Below are 20,751 nucleotides of genomic sequence, written 5' to 3'. Positions count from 1 at the left end.
CGGCCAGCACGCCGTGCACTCCTCCCGCAACCGATCGGGGCACTGCTGGCGATTTTGAAAAGAACCGGAGACCGTCGCTTTTGGCTATCTGCGCGAGCGCCTGTATTGAGAACAGCGGGTCGATCGTCACGACCTTTGGCTATCCGCGACATGCGCCGTGTTACTACCGGCGAGCGACGGCCTCAGTTTTTCTAAAGCCCGGCGGACGCTTTCGTTCCCTGATTTCTGATCGCGACTGCGATGTTCCATTCCGAAGGAGGAACCTGCTCAGCGGCTAGTCGCTGGCGCCGTGGAAGCAACTTCCGATGCGGCCGAAAACATTGGGCCGCAGCGGTTCGGGAACCATTTCTGAGAGTGCCCGGTTAGTTCATGGGGCGATAAAAGGGGATCATCGTCATGAGGACCAAATATCTCGCTGCGATTGCGATAGCTGTTCTTGCTTGTAGTGGGCTGGTCGTGAATTCGGTCGGATCGCTTCATCGCGAAAAGCAGTCCACGCGGGCCGCCATACAAGTGGCGGACCGATTAGCTGGGTCCTTGGATCCGTATTTGATGCGGTCTGGTGGCTAAAACGGCCGGTGTAATTCAGAAATGCATTGGCGGCGCTGCTTAAGTCATGGGGCATCGCGCCCGTTCGGCAAGCAAGGCTGTAACGCCTTTGCCTCACATCCCATCGCACTCGCATCCATACGTCGCATTCCTCGCCTGTCGGATTGAACGCTGCCTCTGCCTACGCCGCAACATGTCCGTTACTTCCGACGAAGTCTGCTTTCGCAGCCAGAGCGGAAACGTTCGCTGGGGAAAACGTCGGCCATTGGCCCGCTTATGCCATAACATCTGATGTGCGAACGGTAGCAGCCTTCAGATCAGGTCATTCATTGCCTTCAGCCTGAACCGGCGGTTTCTGCGGGCTCTGAATTCTCTCGCTCAGCGACGTCAGTGCAATCTTCAGCTCGTCAGGGATAGATGCGAGATCCTTAAAGTCATCGAAGGCTTGCGCGACGCGCTCGTTCGCTGATTTCTCGAACGGTTCGAAGCCTTCAGAGATGCGCGCTCCCGCGCCAAGAACGCTGGAGGCGGCCATTGACCCAAACAGGAGGAGTGCAGTCCCGACGATGCCGAGTTTGCGGATGCGGGGGATCGGCGGCGGCTCCACGAGGCGGTCGTTGATCATGGTCGTTACCTCACGGCGTACTGCGCCGCCATCATGCCGCTCGTGGCGCACAAACGGTAGGTCGGACGCGTACCATTAAGAGGTACTCAAGCAGGGGCGCTTTCTAACGTAAGAGATCGTATTCGAGCTGAGGTGGTCATTTCGGGGCGACCATAATCGGTGGCGGCTCAGCCGCGCTCAAATGTATTCCCATTGCAGCTTGCTCTTCGGAAAGCCGCTTTTCGAGGTATTGCCGTTCAATCTCGCTCAACTTGGTCTTGAGCAAGCGCCGATATCGATCGATGTTGTTTTTATGGGTCCGTAGACGAGCAATTCTTTCTTCGGTCATCGTCCATCTCCCGACGGGCGTGGTCAAAATTATCTTCCGCAAAAATGAAGGGGTTAACCCCACCTCGAATAATGGCAGCTCAAGCAGTCCGGTCAAGATGAGAACGCGCTAGTCGCCCAAAGGCAGAGTTTTGCCATAACATCGGATGTGCGATCGCAGCCACTCAGCTGCCATTCGCGAGCTGAAAGCGCGCATTATCGTATTCGGGGTCGGCGGCGGCGGCGGCAATGCCGTTAACAACATGATCGCGGCCGGGCTGCAGGGTGTCGACTTCGTCGTCGCCAATACCGACGCACAGGCGCTCAGCATGTCGAAGGCCAAGCTCCTCATCCAGATGGGCACCCAGGTGACCAAGGGCCTGGGTGCCGGCTCGCAGCCCGATGTGGGGCGCGCCGCAGCCGAAGAGGCAATCGATGCCATCCGCGATCATTTGACCGGCGCACACATGGTGTTCGTTACCGCCGGCATGGGCGGCGGCACCGGCACCGGGGCAGCGCCTGTTATAGCCAAGACCGCGCGTGAGCTTGGCATTCTCACCATCGGTGTAGTCACCAAGCCATTCCAATTCGAGGGCCAGCGCCGCATGCGCTTTGCGGAAGCAGGCATCGAAGATCTGCTGAAGGCGGTGGACACCCTGCTGATCATCCCAAACCAGAACTTGTTTCGGGTGACCAACGAGAAAACCACATTCGCCGAAGCTTTCGGCCTGGCCGACCAAGTGCTCTTTTCGGGTGTGGCCTGCATCAGCGACCTTATAGTCAAGGAGGGCCTGATTAATCTCGATTTTGCCGACGTTCTCTCCATCATGCGAGAGAAGGGCAAAGCCATGATGGGTAGGGGTGAGGCTTCTGGCGCGAAGCGTGTGCTCAAGGCCGCTGTGGCCGCGATTTCCAATCCATTGATCGAGGACCCCTCGATCAAGCGAGCCAGTGGCCTCATCATCTCCATCACCGGCGGCCACGACCTGACACTATTCGAGGTCGACGAAGCGGCTAACCGCATTCGCGAAGAGGCCGACCCGGACGCCAACATCATCGTCGGCGCCACTTTTGATGAAAATCTGGAAGGGATAGTCCGCGTCTCGGTGGTAGCGACCGGAATCGATAATCTTGCCCCGGTGCGCCAGATGCAACCAACGGAAAGCTCACTCGCAGAACTCGCCGGCAGGCTCGGCAACGACAGTCGTCGCATCGCCGACTGCACTGAGCGTAAGGCACCGGTGCCGCCGCCATTGGAGAGCTCGCCGCTCCCACCGACGACGGCCCAACCGGCAAAGCCAATTTCGGAGTATGCGCGCCATGCGGCTCCGCAAGCCCTCGATCCGTACGGCCGCTCCTCTACTGTGCGCAATTGGATCGAGGAAGACGTTCTCGATTTCCCGGCCTTTCTACGCCGCAAGGCGAATTAAGACGTCTTAAGAATCAAAGTAACTCATTTCGAACGACCGTTGCTACGTCTGCCTTTAGGGCTTCGGGGCATTCTGGTCCTCGACCTTGGTAACGGAATATCCGGCTTGGCGAAGAGCAACCAGCACAGCCTTGGCGAGATGAATACTTTCTTCGTCACTTTTCGTGACTTGGTCTCACGCCGTGCCGTGCCCAGAACCGGGGATGATCAATGAAAGCGGTTTTGATGGCGCTTGTTATGACGATAAGGGCGTCTTCTGACATCTAGGTCTCCCGCTGCTTACCGCTAAGAGTATCACGCTTTTGGCAATTATGATGGCTCAACGGCACCATGCGCGAGCATCGTAGTCGCCAGCGCCAAAACCGACCGTTACAGGTTTTGTTGCATCAGCCGTCACGGCGTTTTCAGCGCGATCGAAAAGAGATGGCGACTACGGCAGCGCCACTGTCTTGAAGTTGCCTCGCGACCAGCCATGTTAGTTGCGTCGATGAGACGCGTAGGAGTTATCGACATCACGGTAGGCAACGCGACGCGCCTCGGCGCATCGCAACGTTCCACCACGCGACGCTGCGCGTCGCACCACATCGCTACGCAACGCGCGAGCCGCTGGGGACATCCCGGCGGCTCTCGCGCGCTTAGCGCGGACGGTCCGCATGATATCGCAGTAATGAGCCTCCGAGACATGAAGAGAAACAATGCCGATAATGCAATGACCTCGTATGACCGCTCCTGGCACGAAACAGACCAACCGGATCGGTCTGACAATGTCCGTTCCTTGGGGTAGACCGGAATTGACCGCAGAGGGTCAGACGGCGCATTTTGACCCGGAACGGACCTCGTCAAGCGAACGCACCCGTTGCAGACGATCTGTACAACGCGTACCGTCGCCGATGCCGATGCAAGGACTCCCAATGACTGATCGAGAAAAGATTCTAGTTGCCCTTCGCGAAGGGCCTCTGAAGGCTTTCGAAATCATGAAGCGCGTGAACATAAAGCATCAGGACGACTGCCAATCGCTCCTGTTGAAGATGCGTGACGACGGCGCCGTGAAGTTCGATATTCACAAGGGACATTGGCTCGCTGCGTGACAACGTTCGCTTGGTCACCAGCGGCTAGTAGAGTTGCTTCCAAGTTCCTTTCAGCGGAGAGAACGACTAGCCGCCTTCGGGCGGTTTTTTCTTTTGGCGGCATCAGTTGGGTAAGGATCTGCTCGACCGTACCAGACCGACAAAGGGGGGAAGCGTACTGCTCTGCTCGTCCGGCTGAAGAGTGATACTCACCGCTTTGAAATGGAGCGGCACGTCTGTAACGGTCGGCAGTTTGGTCTCGGACCGGAAAGGTCGAGCACGAAGGGGTGGTTTTCCGCGGGCGCCTGCCATTTCTTCCAAAAATCTGCGAATTAACTCGCGTTTGAGATCCCTCAGGCGCACACTTAAAGAATCACCGCTCCGCCTCCTAGGCATTACCGGTGACAGAGAGTGTTGCGCTCCCGCCTGTTCGAGGGAAGCATCATGCCCCAATCTCAACGCCTCTCGTCCGTCATTCCAATCGCTGCAATTGAGCGCCCCGCCTGTCCGAAGTGCAAGGCCCAGATGATGCTCGTTAGCATCGAGCCAGCACGCACCAGGGGCGTCGACTTGCAAACGTTTGAATGCGCTGTCTGCAATCAGGTACTTACGAGCTTTGCCGCGTTTGAAGACCCCATGAAGTCGAAGGACCTTGGACGCTGGCTTCAAGGCGATTTGCACTCACCGAGGTAAGGCCCGCCGGCGTGAACCGGCGGATCGGATGGCGCGGGACTAGTTCGTGCCCTCGTTGTCACTGAGCGTCGTGCCTCTGGGAAGCGGAGCCACATAGCGGTCCACAGGTGGTTCACCCAGCGTCTCCAACGACGCACGACTTGAACGAAATCAAGGCATTGCAGGACGGGCTGTGTCGATAGCGGTGCGCTCAATCGGGCAGCCCGGCCGTGCGGAGCCCACCTAGATAGTGCGCGAAATTTGCCGTGTCGCCGAACAGGTGGGTTTCACAAATGCTATTGAAGTGTTTGGACGCTTGACCTGCAATTGTTGGATGCAGTTCCTGGCCTCGTCGAGCCTGCCAAGCTGGGCCAGAGCCGCGATCAGTACGGTGTACCGCGACCATTGGAAGTTCGGCTGCTGCAGCGCGCGCCGTGCCCATTCGGCGGCTTCCTCGTAGCGCTTCAGAAAATACGCGGCATCAGCGAGTCGCACCAGGAATGATCCCATGTTTGGATCATGCGGACTGAGTCGTATCGCCGTTGTCAGATAGGGGATGCTCTCCTCTGCGCGTCCCGAGAATACGAGCGTCGCACCCAGACCGTAATGTGCGAGTGCCAGTGAAGGGTTCAGCTCCAATGCTGTCTTCAGTTCCCGGAATGCAGCGTCATATGCGCGGCGCATGTAGTAGGCACGCCCCAACGTACAGTGCGCGCCAGCATCCTCGGCGTCGAGCACCACTGCCCGCAGCGCGGGTGCGAGTGCCTTCTCGCGATTGTCCGAAATGGACTCTGCGAAGCCGTAGACACCCTCGTAGTAATAGGTCTCGGCGAGCCCCGAATATGCGGGCCCGAGCTGCGGGTCCATCGCGATTGCCTGTGTAAAATACTGCCGCGCGCGCTGCAGGTCGTCCTTGGTGTACTCATAAAGGTGCGACATGCCGCGCTGGTAGAGATCCCACGCGTCGAGATTATCCGGACGCTTGCCAGCCGAGCGCCGGCGCTCGACCTTTCCGAGCTCCGGCTCGACCGCGCCGATGATTGTCTCCGTGATTTCGTCCTGCATGGCGAATATGTCGGATAGTTCGCGATCGTAGCGCTTCGCCCAAAGCTGTCTTCCGGAGGTTCCCTCCGCTAGCTGTGCGCTGATCCTGACGCGCTCGCCAACCTTGCGTACGCTGCCCTCGAGCACATAGCGCACGCCGAGTTCGTGCGCGACCTGCTTAACGTCGGTCGAGCGCCCCTTGTAAGCAAGGGATGAGTTCCGCGCTATTACGAAGAGCCAGCGCGCGCGAGAGAGTCCTGTGATAATATCCTCGGTCATGCCGTCGGCGAAATAATCCTGCTCGGGATCGCCGCTCATGTTGGTGAACGGCAAGACAGCGATCGAAGGCTTGTCGGGAAGCTCCAAGGCCGGTCGTGACCGCGCTGCTTCGCCGCTGAGCCGCACCCGATAGACCCGCACCGGCCAGGCGATGTTCTTGAGCTGCTGTTCGCCTACATCCTCGAAGGCGATACCGAGCTTGCCTCGTGCATCTTCCTGCACCCGGCCCGAAACGCAGATCCCACCCGGTTCCGCGAGACCCTCCAGACGGGCCGCCACATTCACGCCGTCGCCGAAAATGTCACCTCGATCGATGATGATGTCGCCGACATTGATGCCAATCCGGAATTCGATGCGCTTCTCATCTGGCACCCCGGCATTGCGCTCGGCCATCCCGCGCTGGACATCAAGAGCGCAGCGGACTGCGTCCACTACGCTGCCGAACTCAGCCAGCAGCCCATCGCCGGTGTTCTTGACAACACGGCCGCGGTGTTCGGCGATCTTGGGATCGACGAGGGTGCGTAGATGGTCCTGGAGTTGGACGTGCGTGCCCTCTTCATCCACACCGGTCAGCCAGCTGTAGCCAGCCACATCGGCTGCCAAAATGGCGGTGAGTCGACGCTCGACGCGCTCGCTGGCCAAGGCACGCCTCCGGAGATAGGTCGGAGACAGTCTACGCCTGCCGGTTCCGAGAACCAAGTGATGGGTGTTTGGCAGCCACAGCGCCCAGCGCCGTGAAGCACCTCCATGGCTGATCATGTCCGGACGTGGCCCTTCGCGGACCTGAACCGCGGATCCGGTGATGTCCGCTCACAGTGGCAGAGCAGACCATCTACCAAGCACCCGCCGACTTCCGAGTTTGACCCTAGACCGACATTTGCTCTAGCCGGGTGCTTAGCAGCTGATATGCTTTCCCAGCGAATTTATGTCCCCTTCGGTCCTCCGTGGCAGATTGATTGGGAAGGCTGGAGCACACTTCCTAACGGCGCCTTCACGCCGGTTGGCCCAAAGCACGGCCGGCAGTCTCAACCTAATCATTCCAGGACGGCACATGCTCGCCGAGTCACTCTCGCGCCTTTTGTAACGTCGCCTTCAGCCGAGCCTTTTCTTTTTCCCAGCGATCTTCTTCGATTTGCGACTTCCTTTCGAGGAACTCAATCTGTGCTTTCAAATCAGTAGCGTTCCTTTCGTACCCCCGACGGGCTGCATCCAACGCTTTCTGGGCCTTAGCGACAGCATGCTGCCGACGCTCTCGCTCCTTCTGTCGTGCAGCATCATCTCTCGCTCTTTCCCGTTCGCGGCGCTGCTCCTCCTTCTTGAAAGCGAGCGCGGCCTTTCGTTCGAGTTTCGGGTCGCTCGGTCGCTTTGAGTGTTCTTGTGGCTCGTGATCTTTCGACTTGTGTTTCGCCTTTGTTGCTCGGCCCTCGTTGGCAAGATGTGTGGGCAGCTCGGCTTGCTCTTTGTAGGGGCCGCTTGACCCAACGGGGCGCTTTAGCACGACGCCTGGCGCAGCCATTGTCGCCGATATGACTTCGGGATCCTCACTTTCTTTCGCAAAGCCTTGGTGAAAGAGATTGCTGTCGGCGCCCCAGGCTTCTAGGGCCGCCTTCATTGAAGGCGCCGCTATCGCCAAGTCGAAGAAGCCTAGCGAGGTTTGGTAGGTCTTTAGTTTCCTCGCCATCGGAGTTGTCTCCTGCGCGCCTAGATCGAGGTTTGATCGAAATCCCGAGTAACCCGGCTATTCCGGAATGTCTTCGCCGCCTCGGCCAAGATTTCCTCGTCGGCATAGCGGGCGGAAATGTGAGTTAGGACGAGTTGCCCCACGTCGCTTGTTGCCGCCAGGGCGGCCGCTTCAGCAGCGGCGAGATGTCCGTAGTCGCGTGCGATGTCTGAATCCCGATCGAGAAATGTGGCTTCGATCACCAGCAGGATCGGTACCATCAACTTGCTCGGTCAGCTTCTGGGTAGTTTCAGTATCGCCCATCAGGCGGATTTGCGCTGCGGCCTGGCGGCCGGCTTCTTGGTCGCCGCCTCCTTCGCCTGCTTCTTGCCAGCGATCGGCATCAACATTTCCTTCTGTCCGGCCGCCGCTTTGCGTGGCTTCTTGCCGGGCTTCTTCGGAGCCTTAGTCTCTGCCGCATCCTTACCTACGCTTCGGCGCAGAGCCTCCATTAGGTCGACAACGTTCTCGCCGCGCGGTCGCTCCTTCGGCGTAATTGGCTTGCCCGCGCGCTTCTGGTTGATGAGGTCGATCAAGGCGGTTTCGTACTGGTCCTCGAATTTCCCGGGCTCGAAGCGGCCAGCCTTCTGGTTCACGATGTGCCTGGCGAGATCGAGCATATCCTTGGTGACTTTGACGTCTCGGATCTCGTCAAAATATTCATCCTCGTTGCGGACCTCGTAGGGGTAACGCAGTAGCGTGCCAACGAGGCCTTTCTCCAAAGGCTCGAGCGCGATGATGTGCTCGCGGTTGGTCAGGACCACGCGACCAATCGCGACCTTGTTCATCTCCTTGAGGGTCTCGCGAATGACCGCGAAAGCGTCGTGTCCGACCTTGCCGTCTGGGCGCAGATAATAGGGGCGGATCAGATAGCGTGGATCGATATCCGCCTTTTCGACGAACTCGTCGATGTCGATCGTTCGGGTGGATTCGAGCGCGAGCTCATCAAGTTCTTCCTTCGTCACCTCGATGAACTGGCCCTTTTCGAGCTCATAGCCTTTTACGATGTCCTCGTTGGCCACCTCGTCGCCAGTGTCCGCGTCGACCTTAAGGTATTTGATGCGGTGACCCGTCTGCCGATTGAGCTGGTTGAAGGAAATCTTCTCGCTCTCCGAAGTGGCCGGAAACAACGCCACGGGGCACGTAACGAGAGACAGACGCAAAAAGCCTTTCCAATTTGCTCGAGGAGTCATGAACGCGATACTCCGATGGGGCTGTAGTACTCAAGACGAACAGGGGAGGCTGGTTCCGACAAGGTCGGCCCCTAATTCTGCCCTTCCTGGCGCCGTCCACAAGATCTCTGGGAAGCAGGCTCCGCGCCTGAGCGGGAGAAGAAACTTGTCTCGGCCGCATTACCCAGGACTCGACATTTGTTCTTCTTATGTTCTAGATTGGGCCGTGAGCGATCGACCCGCGAGTTGGCGCATGCCATCCCCTAAGCAAATGGAAAAGCTTGCCTTTTCGGCCGACGGCAGGTCCGGGCCGGCAAGTTCTTCGGAATCGATCGACGAGTTGACGCCGGAATATTGGGAGGCCGTCCTGAGCGATCCGCGCCTGGGCGCAGCGGCACCCGGACCGGCGATCCAGACGCGGCGGCTATCCGAAACCTGCCTTCGATACCCGGCATCTTTCCGGACTACCCCGGCTCCGATCGTTCGCAACGCAGCCGACGGCCGTGAGATCACCATGGCCCGCTGGGGCATGCCCTCCTCTCGGCAGGCGTTATTGAACGCCACCAAGAAGCGGGCGCAAAAACTCGAAGCCAAGGGCACGTCAGTCGACTTCAAGGAATTGCTGCGAATGGAACCCGATTCGGGAACGACCAACATCCGCAACGTCGGCAGCGCCCACTGGAAACGATGGCTTGATCCGGAGCATCGCTGCCTGGTGCCGTTCACCTCATTCAGTGAGTACAACACCATCGATGGCAAGAAGGTGCCGGTGTGGTTTCCGGACACTGCGGGGCTGGGCGATCGCCGTCTTGAACGACGCCGGCGCCATCCGCGAGTGTGAGGAGCACGGCTGGATGCAGGATCGTGCTGATCCGCATGCGCGCGAGCGCGCCTTCGAGATCGCCGGCCGCAATCCGCCGCATGGCATCTCGTCCGAGGCTGCAGCCTTGGCCATCATCGAGGTGCTCGAGGGCATTGGCGACACCTGCCCGGAGTGCACCTCGCGCGATTAAACCCGACAACACCGCCAATCGGCATTCGAGCCAGCTCGCCCACTGGCCGACATATGCCATAACTTTCAATACGCGCAGCGACGCTGCGTGGAGCTTCTCGATCACACGGTTGGCGCTCGGTCGCTGGATGCGTTCTTTCGGAACAACGCATGCGCGAATGCTGCAAAATTGACCTAAATCGTCGCCGACACTTTAGGCAGCGCTCGCCTCGACCTCCGTGCTCCGCTGGAACTCAAACAGCAACTCTCGAAAGTGTTTGGCCAGATGGCTGACCACCATGCCGTTGCGCAGAAGCTTTGAGAGATAACCGACGGCCAGCGCCAGGTCGAGATGGTCGGTGCCATAGGTCTCTCGGCCACCATGCATTCGGCTGGCGTTGAGTCCGGGCGAGGCACACGACGTTCGACCAGCGAAATGCAAATACCGTTAAGAGGCTTATCGACTACGGGCGAATCGAAAATATCGGCAATTCTCCATTCATCACAAAATCCGGATGCTGTGGATTCCCGCCGGTTGTCAACTGAGCGACTCGTCCGTGAACGTAGTGGGCGAGTTCTGTCGAGAAGATCACGTTGCCATCGTGCGGCGCTTTTCCATTAAGAACCTCTAGAAGAGCCGCTGTGAAAAAACCATGTCCTAGACTTCTGTCTTCCCACGACGTTTCAGTTTTCGAAGACGACGTCATGATAAAAGTATTGGGTGGTACGGCGGACCGCTTAAGCAAATCATTGTCGACCGCAAGCTCCATCGTTCCTTGTATGGCAGCGCCGGCATGACAAGCATCGAGAAATATCAATAGTTTCGCTTTCGTCTTGATTTGGGCCAGTTCGCTCTGGAGCTCTCGCGCTCGCAAGGCTGTGGCCTTCAGCGACGCGTCGTTTGTTGCCTTCGTGCCATAGGTTGCAAAGAAGAACTCGTTCCCAATGACCTCTCCGTGTCCCGAGTAGAATACGATTACCGTGTCTTGCCCGCTGCTTCCATCGAGCCTCTGGGTGAGCGCATCCAGGTTTTGGTAGATACTTTCCTTGGTGGCGTCTTTGTTAAGTAAAATGAACTCGAGGGTCGCTGCTGCGTATAGGCTCCCGGAAGGGCCCTCGGTGCAGCCTTGTTGAGTACGCTGGAGCTCCGTTGCAAGGGCGACCGCATCCGAGCTTGCATAGTTCAATGTGCTATCGTCTTTGACAGACTTGAAGTCATCTATGCCGATCGCGGCAATATGCAAATGTGGGCCAGGGCAGTTAGTCGAACCCGTCCCTTCCTTTGCCTGACGGCGCCCTTTAAGAACTGCCTCAACGCTCGGCGCTCGGGTCGGTTCTTTCTCTCGGACGGAAATCCGTAGGGCATCAGGGTTTTCAAAGTCGGGGAAGTCGGAAAGCCTCTTGGTCGTGGCTACCGCGGCAGCGCCGCGGCTCACGTGCCATTGAACGAGGCCGCGCGCTCCCGGCGTCGCCTGAAAGAAACCTTCCGGTGTCCAGGCAACCCACTCGACTTGATCCTTCACAACGTCCAGATTGTTCATAACGAAGAGCGCCATGATCTCATGGCCGTCCGCTATCCGCCGCCATCGGATCGTACCGTCGCCGTAAGCGGCAACTACGATTTGTCCGTCGGCGGTTATCTGGGCTCCCCATACAGGGCCGGCAGCGACGCTTTCCCATAAGAGCGCGCCGTTTGCATCCAGCGCCATCAATTCGAAGTCCGTTCCTGCGACGGAACGCCCGGATGGACCCGCTGCGACCACCAGCAGCCGATCGCCGTACGTGAGCGGAACGTCGACGTCTGGCTGCAGAGGCGGCGCTTCTGTGGCTCCATCAGCGCTTGGCTGTGAGACAAGCGCTAGCTTCGCCAGGTCGAAGCGAAGGGGAACGCCACCCTGTTGAAAGTCGAAATCGACAATCATGCCATCCCGCGAAACGCGAAAGGTGTCATTTCGGTAGACCCCGCGAGGTGAAGGCGGCGCCCGAAAGTCCCCGCCGGGCGCCGCTTTCTGCCACTCGATCTCACCTCGTGGCTGTAACATCGCAAAGCAGGGCGCACCCTTGACGACTAGAAGCCGTCCATCCTGAAGAGTAGTGAGAGCCGTTGGCGCCATATCTACGTTACTGCACTGTGCGCGAAGCGCACGCCTCCTTCCGTGCCCGTCCTCATCCCATGCTAGGATAACCCGATTGCGTCCCTCGTCCTGATATCGACCACCCGCGTACAGGGTATGCCCATCTGGTGACCATGCGACATAATTCAAGGAGCCGTTGCTTAGGCCTTCAAGATCAGGTTGTCCCAAAGGCTCAAGCGTATGCGCATTTAGCAACAGCACCCGCGGGGCGTCGTCGTAGCCGACTGCGAGAACTTCACCATTAGGGCTGAATGCTATGCGAGAAAGCTGATGCCCGCTCGCATAGCGAAACACAGGAGTGAATCTTTGGCCAATCTCATAGAGCCGAACCATCCCATCGTCAGACGCTGTCGCCAGCGATCTACCGTCCGGCGCGAACGCAAGCCCATACACGCCGCCGCGGCCATATTCAAAGTCCGCTGCTTGACGCCCCCAGTCAGTTGCTTGGGCGAAGATGAGAACGCCTCCCTCCGCTAGGCTTGCTGCCAGATACCGGCCGTCGGGCGAAAATGCTGACTGAACGACGGTTTTCGGAATGTTCAGCAAGCGCTTCTCGATCGCACCACTCTCTCCGTTGATCATGAATAGGCTGCCGGTGTCTGGCGTGCGGCCATCGAAATCACCAAATCCGCCAACCGCAACCAATCCGTCAGCCGGATTGATCGCAATCGAAGACAATTCCCCTACGTGTCCCAGGCCGGCCGGCATGCGGATTGTTCGTAACAACTCACCATTTTCCGTAGACCAGAATCGCACTGTCTTGTCATGCGCCGCCGTCACAAAAAAAGGCCGCTTGCCACTGACCGCGACATCTTTAACCGGAGCTGTATGCATACCAGGCTCGATGACCAGAACCGGGCGATCGTACACGGGCGCCGCGATGGCTGCCCAATGCAAAGCAAGCCAGCACGAAGCCGAGAACAGCGTAAATCTGAACATGGCTATTGTCGCTTTATCGCTTCAAATTCGGGCCACCGAGCAGCTGAGAGACCGTTATTTATCGTTTGACGCGTGAGCTCGTCATCTTTCCGATGATCAGTGTAAAGAGTGGAAACTCCCTGTCCGACGCTCTTGATGAGTTCGTCAATCGGCAACTTAAGGAGTGTGTCCCAAACGCCTTTCTCGCCCTCTCTCTTCGGTCGGACAGCGTCAGCCATTTTGCAGAACGCCTCCAGATGCTTGACCCCGTGCTCTAGGTTGGTTTGAAGATCGGAAAGGTTGCCAGGGTCCTTGCCCTGCACGATCGCGATAGAGAGACCGCCGATAATTTGGTCATAGTCAGCCTTTGCGGCGTTGTAGGCCGCTATACCTCCTGGCAATTGCTTCTTAGAAGCGTAAGTGCGAAATGCGCGTGCGCAGGTAAGAGCTCGCGTCTTTTCGCCCAGGAGCTGTCCTATTGCTTCTGGCCAGCGCATCTCGTCGGCAGCCCACATGGAATTGCTCGAACTGAAGAAAAAAGTAACAACTATAGCAAGGATGAAGAAGAGATTTCGCATCGCGTCCCCCAGGGGGTATTGGTGCGGTGAAAAATTGCAAAATCTGCAGGCGTCTTGCTCCGGAATGCTACCATAAGTTTTGGCACGTTCAAGGCGCCCCAAATTCGAACAGAAGCAATTCGAAGTCGACTCGTACCCCTTCCGAAGCCAAGCGAAGGAAATCGCGCCGCGAGTAGATCCCTATGTGGTGCACGGACGGCGAGGCGAGCAGGCCTCAGCACGCTAAGGCCGTCCGGAACTCCCCTTTTGCTCGGCAGCCGTTAGGAGTTCTTCTCGAAGCCAACGCGGACTGCTGAGCCTTTCCGAGACCGTCAGGCATACTTGCAATGTTCGTCACGGGACGAGAGAGCAGCGATGGCGTCCCAGACGGAGCAAGTCTTTGATCGGTACCAGAGCAAGGTTCTCTCCCTTGCCGAGAGAGCCAGAGCGAGCGCCAAAGAACAATTTTTTTCTAATTCCTCTCTCCGCCACCCAACCAAGATCATCTGTTACTTCGATCCGGAGACAGGCCAGAAGTTTTTGGCGGCGCGGGCTTCGACGCGCTCGCCCAATACGGTGCCAGAATTGGACCCCGGCTGACCGCAAGGAAATCGGCAAAGGCTCGGCGTCGCTACCGAGCCTTCTCATTGTCGAGCTTTGAATGTTGGACTTAGAAGTCCATACCCCCCATGCCGCCGCCCGGAGGCATCGCGGGGCCGGCGCCGCCTTTCTTGGGCAGCTCGGCGACCATGGCTTCCGTGGTGATCAGAAGCGCTGCGACGGACGCCGCGTTCTGGATCGCCACTCGAACCACCTTAGTCGGATCGATGATGCCCTTGGAGACCAGGTTGCCGTATTCGCCGGTCTGCGAGTCGAAGCCGTAGGCGTACTGATCTTTTTCGAGGATCTTGCCGACGATGACCGAGCCGTCCTCGCCCGCGTTGATTGCGATCTGGCGGGCCGGGTAGGACAACGCTTTACGCACGATCTCGACCCCGGTCTTCTGGTCGTCGTTCTTGGTGCGAATGCCCTTGAGGTGCTCGGAGGCACGCAGCAGCGCAACGCCGCCGCCTGGCAAGATGCCTTCCTCGACCGCCGCGCGGGTCGCATGCATCGCATCATCAACGCGATCCTTGCGTTCCTTCACTTCGACCTCGGTCGCGCCGCCGACGCGGATCACCGCGACGCCGCCCGCGAGCTTGGCGAGACGCTCCTGGAGCTTCTCACGGTCGTAGTCCGAGGTGGTTTCCTCGATCTGCGCCTTGATCTGGGATACCCGCGCCTCGATGTCGGCCTTCTTGCCGGCGCCGCTCACGATCGTGGTGTTCTCCTTGTCGATCATCACCTTCTTGGCGCGACCGAGCATGTTGAGCGTGACGTTCTCGAGCTTGATGCCAAGGTCTTCCGAGATGGCCTGGCCGCCGGTCAGGATCGCGATGTCCTGCAGCATAGCCTTACGGCGATCGCCGAAGCCCGGAGCCTTGACGGCGGCGACCTTCAGGCCGCCGCGGAGACGGTTGACGACGAGGGTGGCGAGCGCTTCGCCTTCGACGTCTTCGGCAATAATCACAAGCGGCTTGCCGCTCTGCACCACTGCTTCCAACAAGGGAAGTAGTTCATTCAACTGAGACAGCTTTTTCTCATTAATGAGGACGTAGGCATCATCCATTTCAACGCGCATCTTCTCGGCGTTGGTGACGAAGTAGGGCGAGATGTAGCCGCGGTCGAACTGCATGCCCTCGACAACTTCGAGTTCGGTCGCGAGCGACTTGGCTTCCTCAACGGTGATGACACCCTCGTTGCCGACCTTCTTCATGGCGTCGGCGATGAACTTGCCGATCTCCGCATCGCCATTGGCTGAAATCGTGCCGACCTGGGCGATTTCCTCGTTCGAGGTGACCTTCTTGGAGTTTTTGACGAGGTCGGCGACCACGGCTTCCACAGCCAGGTCGATACCGCGCTTCAGATCCATCGGGTTCATGCCGGCGGCAACCGACTTGGCGCCTTCACGGACGATCGCAGCGGCGAGCACGGTCGCGGTGGTGGTGCCGTCGCCAGCCGCGTCTGCGGACTTGGAGGCGACTTCGCGCACCATCTGGGCACCCATGTTCTCGAACTTGTCCTCGAGCTCGATCTCCTTGGCGACGGTGACGCCGTCCTTGGTAATACGGGGAGCGCCGAACGACTTGTCGAGAACGACGTTGCGGCCCTTCGGACCGAGCGTCACTTTTACCGCATTGTGGAGGATGTCGACACCGCGCAGCATGCGGTCGCGGGCCTCGACTCCGAATTTGACTTCTTTGGCTGACATAGTGGGTCTCCCTGCGTTTTTGATTTAGTCTCACCCTTAATCAGGCGCTCGACAGGCGCTTGAGCGATGGATTAGGCGGCCTTCTTCTTGGAAGACAGGTCGGTGAGAACGCCCATGATGTCACTCTCCTTCATGATCAACAGCTCCTGGGTGTCGATCTTGACCTCGGTGCCCGACCACTTGCCGAACAATACGCGGTCACCGACCTGGACGTCGATCGGGATCAGTTTGCCGTTTTCGTCGCGGCCGCCGGGGCCAACGGCGATGACTTCACCCTGGGAGGGTTTTTCCTTGGCCGTGTCGGGAATGATGATGCCACCGGCGCTCTTCTCTTCTGCGTCGATGCGCTTGACCACGACGCGGTCGTGAAGCGGACGGAATTTCATGCTCTCCTCCTATCTTCTAGTCGGGTTTATTTTGGATGAAATAGCAGTCGAAGCTAGCGACGGCTAACCGCTCCGAAAAATAAGCGGGCATCGCCGGCATACAAGACAAAGTCGCGAAGGATTTCGAAAATCCGTCCCTCACCGGTCCGCGGAGGCCCCATTCAGTGCCACCTAAAGGAGCCCCTGGAATGAAATCTTGGGCTTAGCCATCCGATGGCTAACCGGGCAGGGTTGCGTGCGTCTGGAATTGCCTGTTCAGGTACAATGATGCCGCGTCCAACGGCAGTCTAGATCTGCGACGGTACGCGGAGAGGCCGGGAAATCCAGTCCCTCTCGCCTATCGAGAGCACCTGAGGCGCAGCGGTCCAGCAAGTTTTTTTACAGATTCTCTCCCTCCGCCAGTCCACTCGAATCGGCAGCAACACAACGACTGGCGCGACAAAGGCTGTTGCGGCTAGTTCCGCGATGATACGCGCTAGTCAGCGCGCAAACCGTAGCTTTTGACCGTGGGTTCGGCGGACTTCGCGTTGTCCGCGGGATCTCTTAGATCGAGGCTGATGACGGATCTACCGCAATCAAGCGCCTCCTCGTGAGGTCCTGTGAAGCGACCAATTTGGTAAGCACGCGATTGCTAGTCTTGCTTTCGCGCAGCGAAAATCACGCAAGTGGTTGTGCCATGCGCAAGAAGCTTGCCCGCGCTATCGACGATGCGACCCTCGGCGGTCGCGCCCTGTCTGCCACGGTGAACCACGACGCCAGAGGCGATAACAGGGCCCGGTCCCGGCTTTAGCGGACGGGTGAGATTCACATTAAAGTTCGTTGTCGTAAAACGCTCGCCTTCATCGAGTGTCGTGTGTACGGCACAGGACATTGCCGAGCTCAAAATCACGGCGAGGTAACCGCCGTGCACAACCCCGCCAGGGTTTGCGAACTGTGGCCCGGGCCAACCTGTAAACTCCGTGCTGCCGTGCGCTGCCGCGGATAGCTGGAAATTCAGTGGCGTGCAGATGGGAGCAGCTGGCGTCCCTGTGCGCAAAAGCTCACGGAAGAACGCTAATCCTTCATTCTCTCGCGATGCAGGACGCTCGTCGCCCATCGTCATGGTTTCCTTCCTTGCAGGATCAGCCGGCCGGCCATCTTCGGCTCCGAAATATCGGCGGCGTGCTGCGTGCCGCCGTCCATGCGTGGCGCTGCTTAGCTCAAGGGGCCGGTCAGCGATGGCTTAAGCACATATTTTCCCGTCGCCTGCCGAGCTTCCATGATGCGGTGAGCTTCGCCGGCTCCTTCGAGAGGCAGCCGCCCGGCAACCTCCACGTGAAGGCGCTTTTGGGTGACAAGTTCCGCAACAGTATCGAAGGCCTTCTGCGCTTCATCCGACCGGGCCTTGAACCAGTGACTGACGTAATAGCCAATCACCGCTTGGTTCATCGGCATGAGGCGCTGGGCGACAAAAGAAGAGGGGCGCCTGCTTGCAGTCCCATAAACAACGAGGCGCCCGAATGGTGCGAGCGCGGCGAGAGCCTGGTCGAAAAATGAGCCTCCGACCATATCGAGAACCACATCGGCCCCGCGTCCGCCGGTAAGCCGTTTCACCTCGCGCGGCCAATCAGCGGCGATAGAGTCGACAGCGTGGTCGGCGCCTCGCGCCAAGGCTTGCTGCCGGCGTTCGGGTGTACTGGCGCCGGCAATGACGCGGCCGGCGCCCAAAATCTTGGCGAGCTGAATTGCGTAGTTGCCAACGCCCCCGGCGCCGCCGGGAATGAAGACGGATTCGCCGGGCTTGAGCCGTCCAGCTTCCTTGAGCATTTGAAAAGCAGTGACGCCGGCAACAACAAGCGTGGAAGCGACGTCAAGATCGAGTCTTGGGTCCAGTTTGATGACATTGTCGACGCCGGCGAGGGCGTACTCGGCGTAGCCGCCAAGACCGTCTCCGCCGAAAAACGCGAACACCCGATCACCTGGATGCAGCGTTGTGACGCCCAGGCCAACTGCGTCTACGACGCCGGCGGCTTCGCTGCCGAGGATCGCCGGCAAAGGTGTCGGCAGTGGATAGGGATCACCGCGCCGACGCACGATGTCGGCGTAATTGACGCTCGCGGCTTCGATCCGGATGAGCACTTCGTCAGCCCCGGGCTGCGGTTTCAAAACCTCTTCCACCCGAAGCGCCTCGGCATCGCCGTAGGCATGCAACAATACCGCCTTCATAGACCCGCACCCTCCACTATGACGCTTGTCCTAACGCTCCCTCACCAATAGATAAGACAGTCGTCCTAGTCAACAGCCATGACAGCCCATTCACCGCGCGAACAAATGATTTTGGCCGCCATGTCCCTCTTTCAGAGGGAAGGCTATGCCGCGGCCTCATGGCGGCGGTTGGTGCAGGAGTCGGGAGCGCCCTGGGGCTCCGCCTATCACTATTTTCCGGATGGTAAGGAGCAGGTTGGCGTCGCCGCTCTCGAATGGGCGTCACAGAATGTCGCTGCGGGCATCGCGCAGTGCTTCCCCGAAGGCGGCCGCGCTGCGGACGGTATCCGCAAGTTGTTTGCGGGTAGCGCGGCGCAGTTGGCGAAGTCCGGGTTCACCGCTGGTTGCCCCGTGTGCACCGTTGCACTGGAAACTGCACCCCAATCTCAGGCGCTCACCAAGGCGTGCAAGAACGCGTTCGCTCTCTGGCAGCAAACGATTGCTGATGGCTTGATCCGATGCGGAATGGCCCCGAAGAATGCGGAGACGCTCGCACCGGTAATCTTGGCGGCCTTTGAAGGTGCTCTCATTCAGGCGCGCGTGGCGCAATCGCAGGAGCCTATGCGCGCGTGTGGGGCTCAGATTGCCCGGCTTTGCGATTGAGAGCTTCGACTAAGGCTCTACCTCCGTTGAGGGCGCTCTGACTTGCCGGGGAGAGCCGCTTCTTGCGGAAGCGGATGAGGGTTCTGACCGCGAAGTCTGCCCATGTACTTCCAATGGTCACGCACGGGGACATACAGCCTTCCGGTCTTGATTGGCGGCTTTCTCACACGAATCTTCATATTCGCGCGTAGCTGAATTGGTGGGTTTTGGTCTACAAAAGTCGAGAGTGCTTTATCTTTCAATGAGGGTTGACTGACACTCCCTCCGCCATTTGTCGATTTTGGCCCCCGGATTGCTTCCAGGCGGGACAGCGTTTGGAAAGCCAGCGTGATCTTTCTGAAATTGGGTCGGGAGCCGATCCTACGCTTTGCCTTCGTTTGTGCCCCCTTCGCACCAACGAGATACCGCGCACGGATCTACCGGTACAGATCGATCACGCGTGCGTCGTAGATTTGGATATTGGGGCGAACAAATCGGACATTTGCGCGATCAGGAGGATTTGCGAAGCGCGAGTGAAATGAGGTCAATTTTTTCCTGCCTTGGCGGCAACAGTTTCCCATTTCCTCGCCTCACTCTCAAGGAATCGTGAAAATTCATCCGGCGCCATCGGCATCGGGTCAGAGCCCAGCCCGCGGATTCGCTCCACGATTGCCGGATCGTTCAGCGCCGTCACGAATGCCGAGTTGATTTTCGCGACAACATCGCCAGGCGTTCCCGCCGGCGCAACGATGCCGAACCAGCCAATCGCCTCAAAATCAGTGAGGCCCTGTTCGGCAAACGTTGGCGTCTCGGGAAGACCTGGATATCGATGAGCCGACGAGACGGCGATGGGCGTAATCAGTCCGCCCTTTATCGCGGTCATCGCTGACGGAGGATCGACGATCCCGAGCGGCATATGTCCGCCAATCAGGTCGGTAACTACCGGGGCCATGCCCCGATAGGGCACCAGCTCGAGCCTGGTATCAGCCATCTGATTGAACATCTCGCTTGCGAGATGCATCAGCGTGCCGTTACCGCCGTGACCGAGTGCAAGCTTGTTTGGCTGCTTTGCCATGGCGATGATGTCGCGAAGTGTCTTTCCCTGCAGCGAATTCGAAGCTGCCAGAATGAAAGGCACCGAGGCGAGGCCCGTAATGGGCGCAAGGTCCTTGCGCGCGTCATAGGTTATGTTCTCCTGGACGCCGAGGCTTACGCCCAGCCCCGCCGCGCCGCCCAGTCCAATCAGGTACCCATCTGGTGGTGCTTTGGCGACGATGCCCATCGCGATCGCGCCGCCCGCGCCCGGGCGGTTTTCAATCACCAGCGTCTGGCCCAATTGCTTTTCGACGTTCGGCTGCACGATGCGTGCGATTGCATCGGAACTGCCGCCGGCGGGAAACCCAACGACGAGGCGGATCGCACGTTCGGGGTAAGCACTCGCAGCCCTACCACTCCCAACCGCAGCGCACTGGCATGCGAGCACGATTGCTATCACTGCTCTTGAAGCGCTTCTCATGGGTCTTTACCGGTGCCGTTTTGCTAGGCCCGAGCGCCAAGCCAACAGGTTTCGATTTCTACGGTCATCATCGTTCTCCTCCTGTTGTTGGTTGGCAGATACGCGGGCACGTCGGGTCATATTGCGTGTTCCGGACGCTTCCCGTTAGCCACAAAATACTCATCCATTAATCAGGACGCCTTATGAATCCCGCAATGCGGCAATTCGCATGTGTAGCGCCTTAACGTGCTCATGACGTCTGCGCAGAT

At 58.8% G+C, this 20,751-nt stretch carries 18 protein-coding genes and 2 pseudogenes; 6 read left to right on the top strand and 14 right to left on the bottom strand.

Annotation, left to right across the window (positions count from 1 at the left end; genetic code table 11):
• Positions 1-871: 871 nt before the first annotated feature.
• A complete protein-coding gene (locus E4K65_RS16065) occupies positions 872-1,174 on the bottom strand; it encodes a hypothetical protein (protein WP_135175003.1) in 303 nt (100 codons plus the stop codon).
• A 136-nt stretch (positions 1,175-1,310) separates the two neighbouring features.
• Positions 1,311-1,502 (bottom strand): hypothetical protein, encoded by a 192-nt coding sequence (locus tag E4K65_RS16060; RefSeq protein WP_049812216.1) that lies wholly within the window; start codon positions 1,500-1,502, stop codon positions 1,311-1,313.
• 145 nt (positions 1,503-1,647) lie between these two features.
• On the opposite strand from E4K65_RS16060, the gene ftsZ reads away from it, so the two are divergent.
• The gene (gene ftsZ / locus E4K65_RS16055; RefSeq protein ID WP_135175002.1) at positions 1,648-2,910 is read left to right on the top strand and encodes a cell division protein FtsZ; all 1,263 of its coding nucleotides are present in this window, start codon (positions 1,648-1,650) and stop codon (positions 2,908-2,910) included.
• Between the two features lie 910 nt (positions 2,911-3,820).
• Positions 3,821-3,997 carry a hypothetical protein gene (locus E4K65_RS47245; RefSeq protein WP_167770849.1) on the top strand — a complete coding sequence of 59 codons (177 nt, stop codon included), beginning with the start codon at positions 3,821-3,823 and terminating at the stop codon, positions 3,995-3,997.
• Positions 3,998-4,891: 894 nt separating this feature from the next.
• Here E4K65_RS47245 and E4K65_RS16045 read toward each other — a convergent pair.
• The 4 genes and pseudogenes from E4K65_RS16045 to ku all read right to left on the bottom strand — a co-directional run bounded on the left by E4K65_RS16045 (position 4,892) and on the right by ku (position 8,884).
• Positions 4,892-6,613 carry an adenylate/guanylate cyclase domain-containing protein gene (locus E4K65_RS16045; RefSeq protein ID WP_167770848.1) on the bottom strand — a complete coding sequence of 574 codons (1,722 nt, stop codon included), beginning with the start codon at positions 6,611-6,613 and terminating at the stop codon, positions 4,892-4,894.
• A 421-nt stretch (positions 6,614-7,034) separates the two neighbouring features.
• Positions 7,035-7,652, bottom strand: a complete 618-nt coding sequence (locus E4K65_RS16040; protein ID WP_135174999.1) for a cell envelope biogenesis protein TolA — start codon at positions 7,650-7,652, stop codon at positions 7,035-7,037.
• A gap of 20 nt (positions 7,653-7,672) precedes the next feature.
• Positions 7,673-7,958: pseudogene (locus tag E4K65_RS16035) on the bottom strand (MBL fold metallo-hydrolase); the annotation flags it as partial.
• Entirely contained in the window at positions 7,955-8,884 is a 930-nt protein-coding gene (ku, locus tag E4K65_RS16030; RefSeq protein ID WP_135174997.1) for a non-homologous end joining protein Ku, read from the bottom strand. The pseudogene E4K65_RS16035 and the gene ku, both read right to left, overlap by 4 nt.
• A 405-nt stretch (positions 8,885-9,289) precedes the next feature.
• On the opposite strand from ku, the pseudogene E4K65_RS16025 reads away from it, so the two are divergent.
• Both E4K65_RS16025 and E4K65_RS16020 read left to right on the top strand, forming a co-directional pair.
• Positions 9,290-9,641, top strand: a pseudogene (locus tag E4K65_RS16025) (SOS response-associated peptidase family protein); the annotation flags it as partial.
• Positions 9,616-9,876, top strand: coding sequence for a hypothetical protein (locus E4K65_RS16020; RefSeq protein ID WP_135174996.1), 261 nt, complete (start codon positions 9,616-9,618; stop codon positions 9,874-9,876). The pseudogene E4K65_RS16025 and the gene E4K65_RS16020, both read left to right, overlap by 26 nt.
• Before the next feature lie 192 nt (positions 9,877-10,068).
• On the opposite strand, the gene E4K65_RS47240 is transcribed toward E4K65_RS16020, so the two are convergent.
• From E4K65_RS47240 to E4K65_RS16010, 3 genes are all read right to left on the bottom strand, one after another.
• Positions 10,069-10,242 (bottom strand): hypothetical protein, encoded by a 174-nt coding sequence (locus E4K65_RS47240; protein ID WP_167770847.1) that lies wholly within the window; start codon positions 10,240-10,242, stop codon positions 10,069-10,071.
• A gap of 76 nt (positions 10,243-10,318) precedes the next feature.
• The gene (locus E4K65_RS16015; protein WP_135174995.1) at positions 10,319-12,928 is read right to left on the bottom strand and encodes a caspase family protein; all 2,610 of its coding nucleotides are present in this window, start codon (positions 12,926-12,928) and stop codon (positions 10,319-10,321) included.
• 2 nt (positions 12,929-12,930) lie between these two features.
• Positions 12,931-13,485 carry a hypothetical protein gene (locus E4K65_RS16010; protein ID WP_135174994.1) on the bottom strand — a complete coding sequence of 185 codons (555 nt, stop codon included), beginning with the start codon at positions 13,483-13,485 and terminating at the stop codon, positions 12,931-12,933.
• A 354-nt stretch (positions 13,486-13,839) separates the two neighbouring features.
• On the opposite strand from E4K65_RS16010, the gene E4K65_RS16005 reads away from it, so the two are divergent.
• Positions 13,840-14,064 carry a hypothetical protein gene (locus E4K65_RS16005; RefSeq protein WP_135174993.1) on the top strand — a complete coding sequence of 75 codons (225 nt, stop codon included), beginning with the start codon at positions 13,840-13,842 and terminating at the stop codon, positions 14,062-14,064.
• A gap of 70 nt (positions 14,065-14,134) precedes the next feature.
• On the opposite strand, the gene groL is transcribed toward E4K65_RS16005, so the two are convergent.
• The 4 genes from groL to E4K65_RS15985 all read right to left on the bottom strand — a co-directional run bounded on the left by groL (position 14,135) and on the right by E4K65_RS15985 (position 18,366).
• The gene (groL, locus tag E4K65_RS16000) at positions 14,135-15,775 is read right to left on the bottom strand and encodes a chaperonin GroEL (protein WP_135174992.1); all 1,641 of its coding nucleotides are present in this window, start codon (positions 15,773-15,775) and stop codon (positions 14,135-14,137) included.
• Between the two features lie 71 nt (positions 15,776-15,846).
• Positions 15,847-16,161, bottom strand: a complete 315-nt coding sequence (locus tag E4K65_RS15995) for a co-chaperone GroES (protein ID WP_135174991.1) — start codon at positions 16,159-16,161, stop codon at positions 15,847-15,849.
• A 631-nt stretch (positions 16,162-16,792) separates the two neighbouring features.
• Positions 16,793-17,263, bottom strand: coding sequence for a PaaI family thioesterase (locus E4K65_RS15990; RefSeq protein WP_135174990.1), 471 nt, complete (start codon positions 17,261-17,263; stop codon positions 16,793-16,795).
• Between the two features lie 92 nt (positions 17,264-17,355).
• Positions 17,356-18,366 (bottom strand): quinone oxidoreductase family protein, encoded by a 1,011-nt coding sequence (locus tag E4K65_RS15985; RefSeq protein WP_135174989.1) that lies wholly within the window; start codon positions 18,364-18,366, stop codon positions 17,356-17,358.
• A gap of 78 nt (positions 18,367-18,444) precedes the next feature.
• Here E4K65_RS15985 and E4K65_RS15980 point away from each other — a divergent pair, with 78 nt between their 5' ends.
• Entirely contained in the window at positions 18,445-19,008 is a 564-nt protein-coding gene (locus E4K65_RS15980) for a TetR/AcrR family transcriptional regulator (protein ID WP_029677468.1), read from the top strand.
• Between the two features lie 523 nt (positions 19,009-19,531).
• Here E4K65_RS15980 and E4K65_RS15975 read toward each other — a convergent pair.
• Positions 19,532-20,347, bottom strand: a complete 816-nt coding sequence (locus tag E4K65_RS15975) for a Bug family tripartite tricarboxylate transporter substrate binding protein (protein WP_167770846.1) — start codon at positions 20,345-20,347, stop codon at positions 19,532-19,534.
• Positions 20,348-20,751 lie beyond the last annotated feature (404 nt).

Origin of the sequence: Bradyrhizobium niftali, assembly GCF_004571025.1 — a bacterium.
GTDB classification, from domain to species: domain Bacteria; phylum Pseudomonadota; class Alphaproteobacteria; order Rhizobiales; family Xanthobacteraceae; genus Bradyrhizobium; species Bradyrhizobium niftali.
Note: the sequence above shows the minus strand (reverse complement) of the source record. Positions and strands in the feature narration are given on the sequence as shown.

Coding starts and splice junctions, on each gene's coding strand:
- E4K65_RS16065 (WP_135175003.1), bottom strand. CDS start 1,174: ATGATCAACGACCGCCTCGTGGAGCCGCCGCCGATCCCCCGCATCCGC.
- E4K65_RS16060 (WP_049812216.1), bottom strand. CDS start 1,502: ATGACCGAAGAAAGAATTGCTCGTCTACGGACCCATAAAAACAACATC.
- ftsZ (WP_135175002.1), top strand. CDS start 1,648: ATGTGCGATCGCAGCCACTCAGCTGCCATTCGCGAGCTGAAAGCGCGC.
- E4K65_RS47245 (WP_167770849.1), top strand. CDS start 3,821: ATGACTGATCGAGAAAAGATTCTAGTTGCCCTTCGCGAAGGGCCTCTG.
- E4K65_RS16040 (WP_135174999.1), bottom strand. CDS start 7,652: ATGGCGAGGAAACTAAAGACCTACCAAACCTCGCTAGGCTTCTTCGAC.
- ku (WP_135174997.1), bottom strand. CDS start 8,884: ATGACTCCTCGAGCAAATTGGAAAGGCTTTTTGCGTCTGTCTCTCGTT.
- E4K65_RS16020 (WP_135174996.1), top strand. CDS start 9,616: ATGGCAAGAAGGTGCCGGTGTGGTTTCCGGACACTGCGGGGCTGGGCG.
- E4K65_RS47240 (WP_167770847.1), bottom strand. CDS start 10,242: ATGCATGGTGGCCGAGAGACCTATGGCACCGACCATCTCGACCTGGCG.
- E4K65_RS16015 (WP_135174995.1), bottom strand. CDS start 12,928: ATGTTCAGATTTACGCTGTTCTCGGCTTCGTGCTGGCTTGCTTTGCAT.
- E4K65_RS16010 (WP_135174994.1), bottom strand. CDS start 13,485: ATGCGAAATCTCTTCTTCATCCTTGCTATAGTTGTTACTTTTTTCTTC.
- E4K65_RS16005 (WP_135174993.1), top strand. CDS start 13,840: ATGGCGTCCCAGACGGAGCAAGTCTTTGATCGGTACCAGAGCAAGGTT.
- groL (WP_135174992.1), bottom strand. CDS start 15,775: ATGTCAGCCAAAGAAGTCAAATTCGGAGTCGAGGCCCGCGACCGCATG.
- E4K65_RS15995 (WP_135174991.1), bottom strand. CDS start 16,161: ATGAAATTCCGTCCGCTTCACGACCGCGTCGTGGTCAAGCGCATCGAC.
- E4K65_RS15990 (WP_135174990.1), bottom strand. CDS start 17,263: ATGACGATGGGCGACGAGCGTCCTGCATCGCGAGAGAATGAAGGATTA.
- E4K65_RS15985 (WP_135174989.1), bottom strand. CDS start 18,366: ATGAAGGCGGTATTGTTGCATGCCTACGGCGATGCCGAGGCGCTTCGG.
- E4K65_RS15980 (WP_029677468.1), top strand. CDS start 18,445: ATGACAGCCCATTCACCGCGCGAACAAATGATTTTGGCCGCCATGTCC.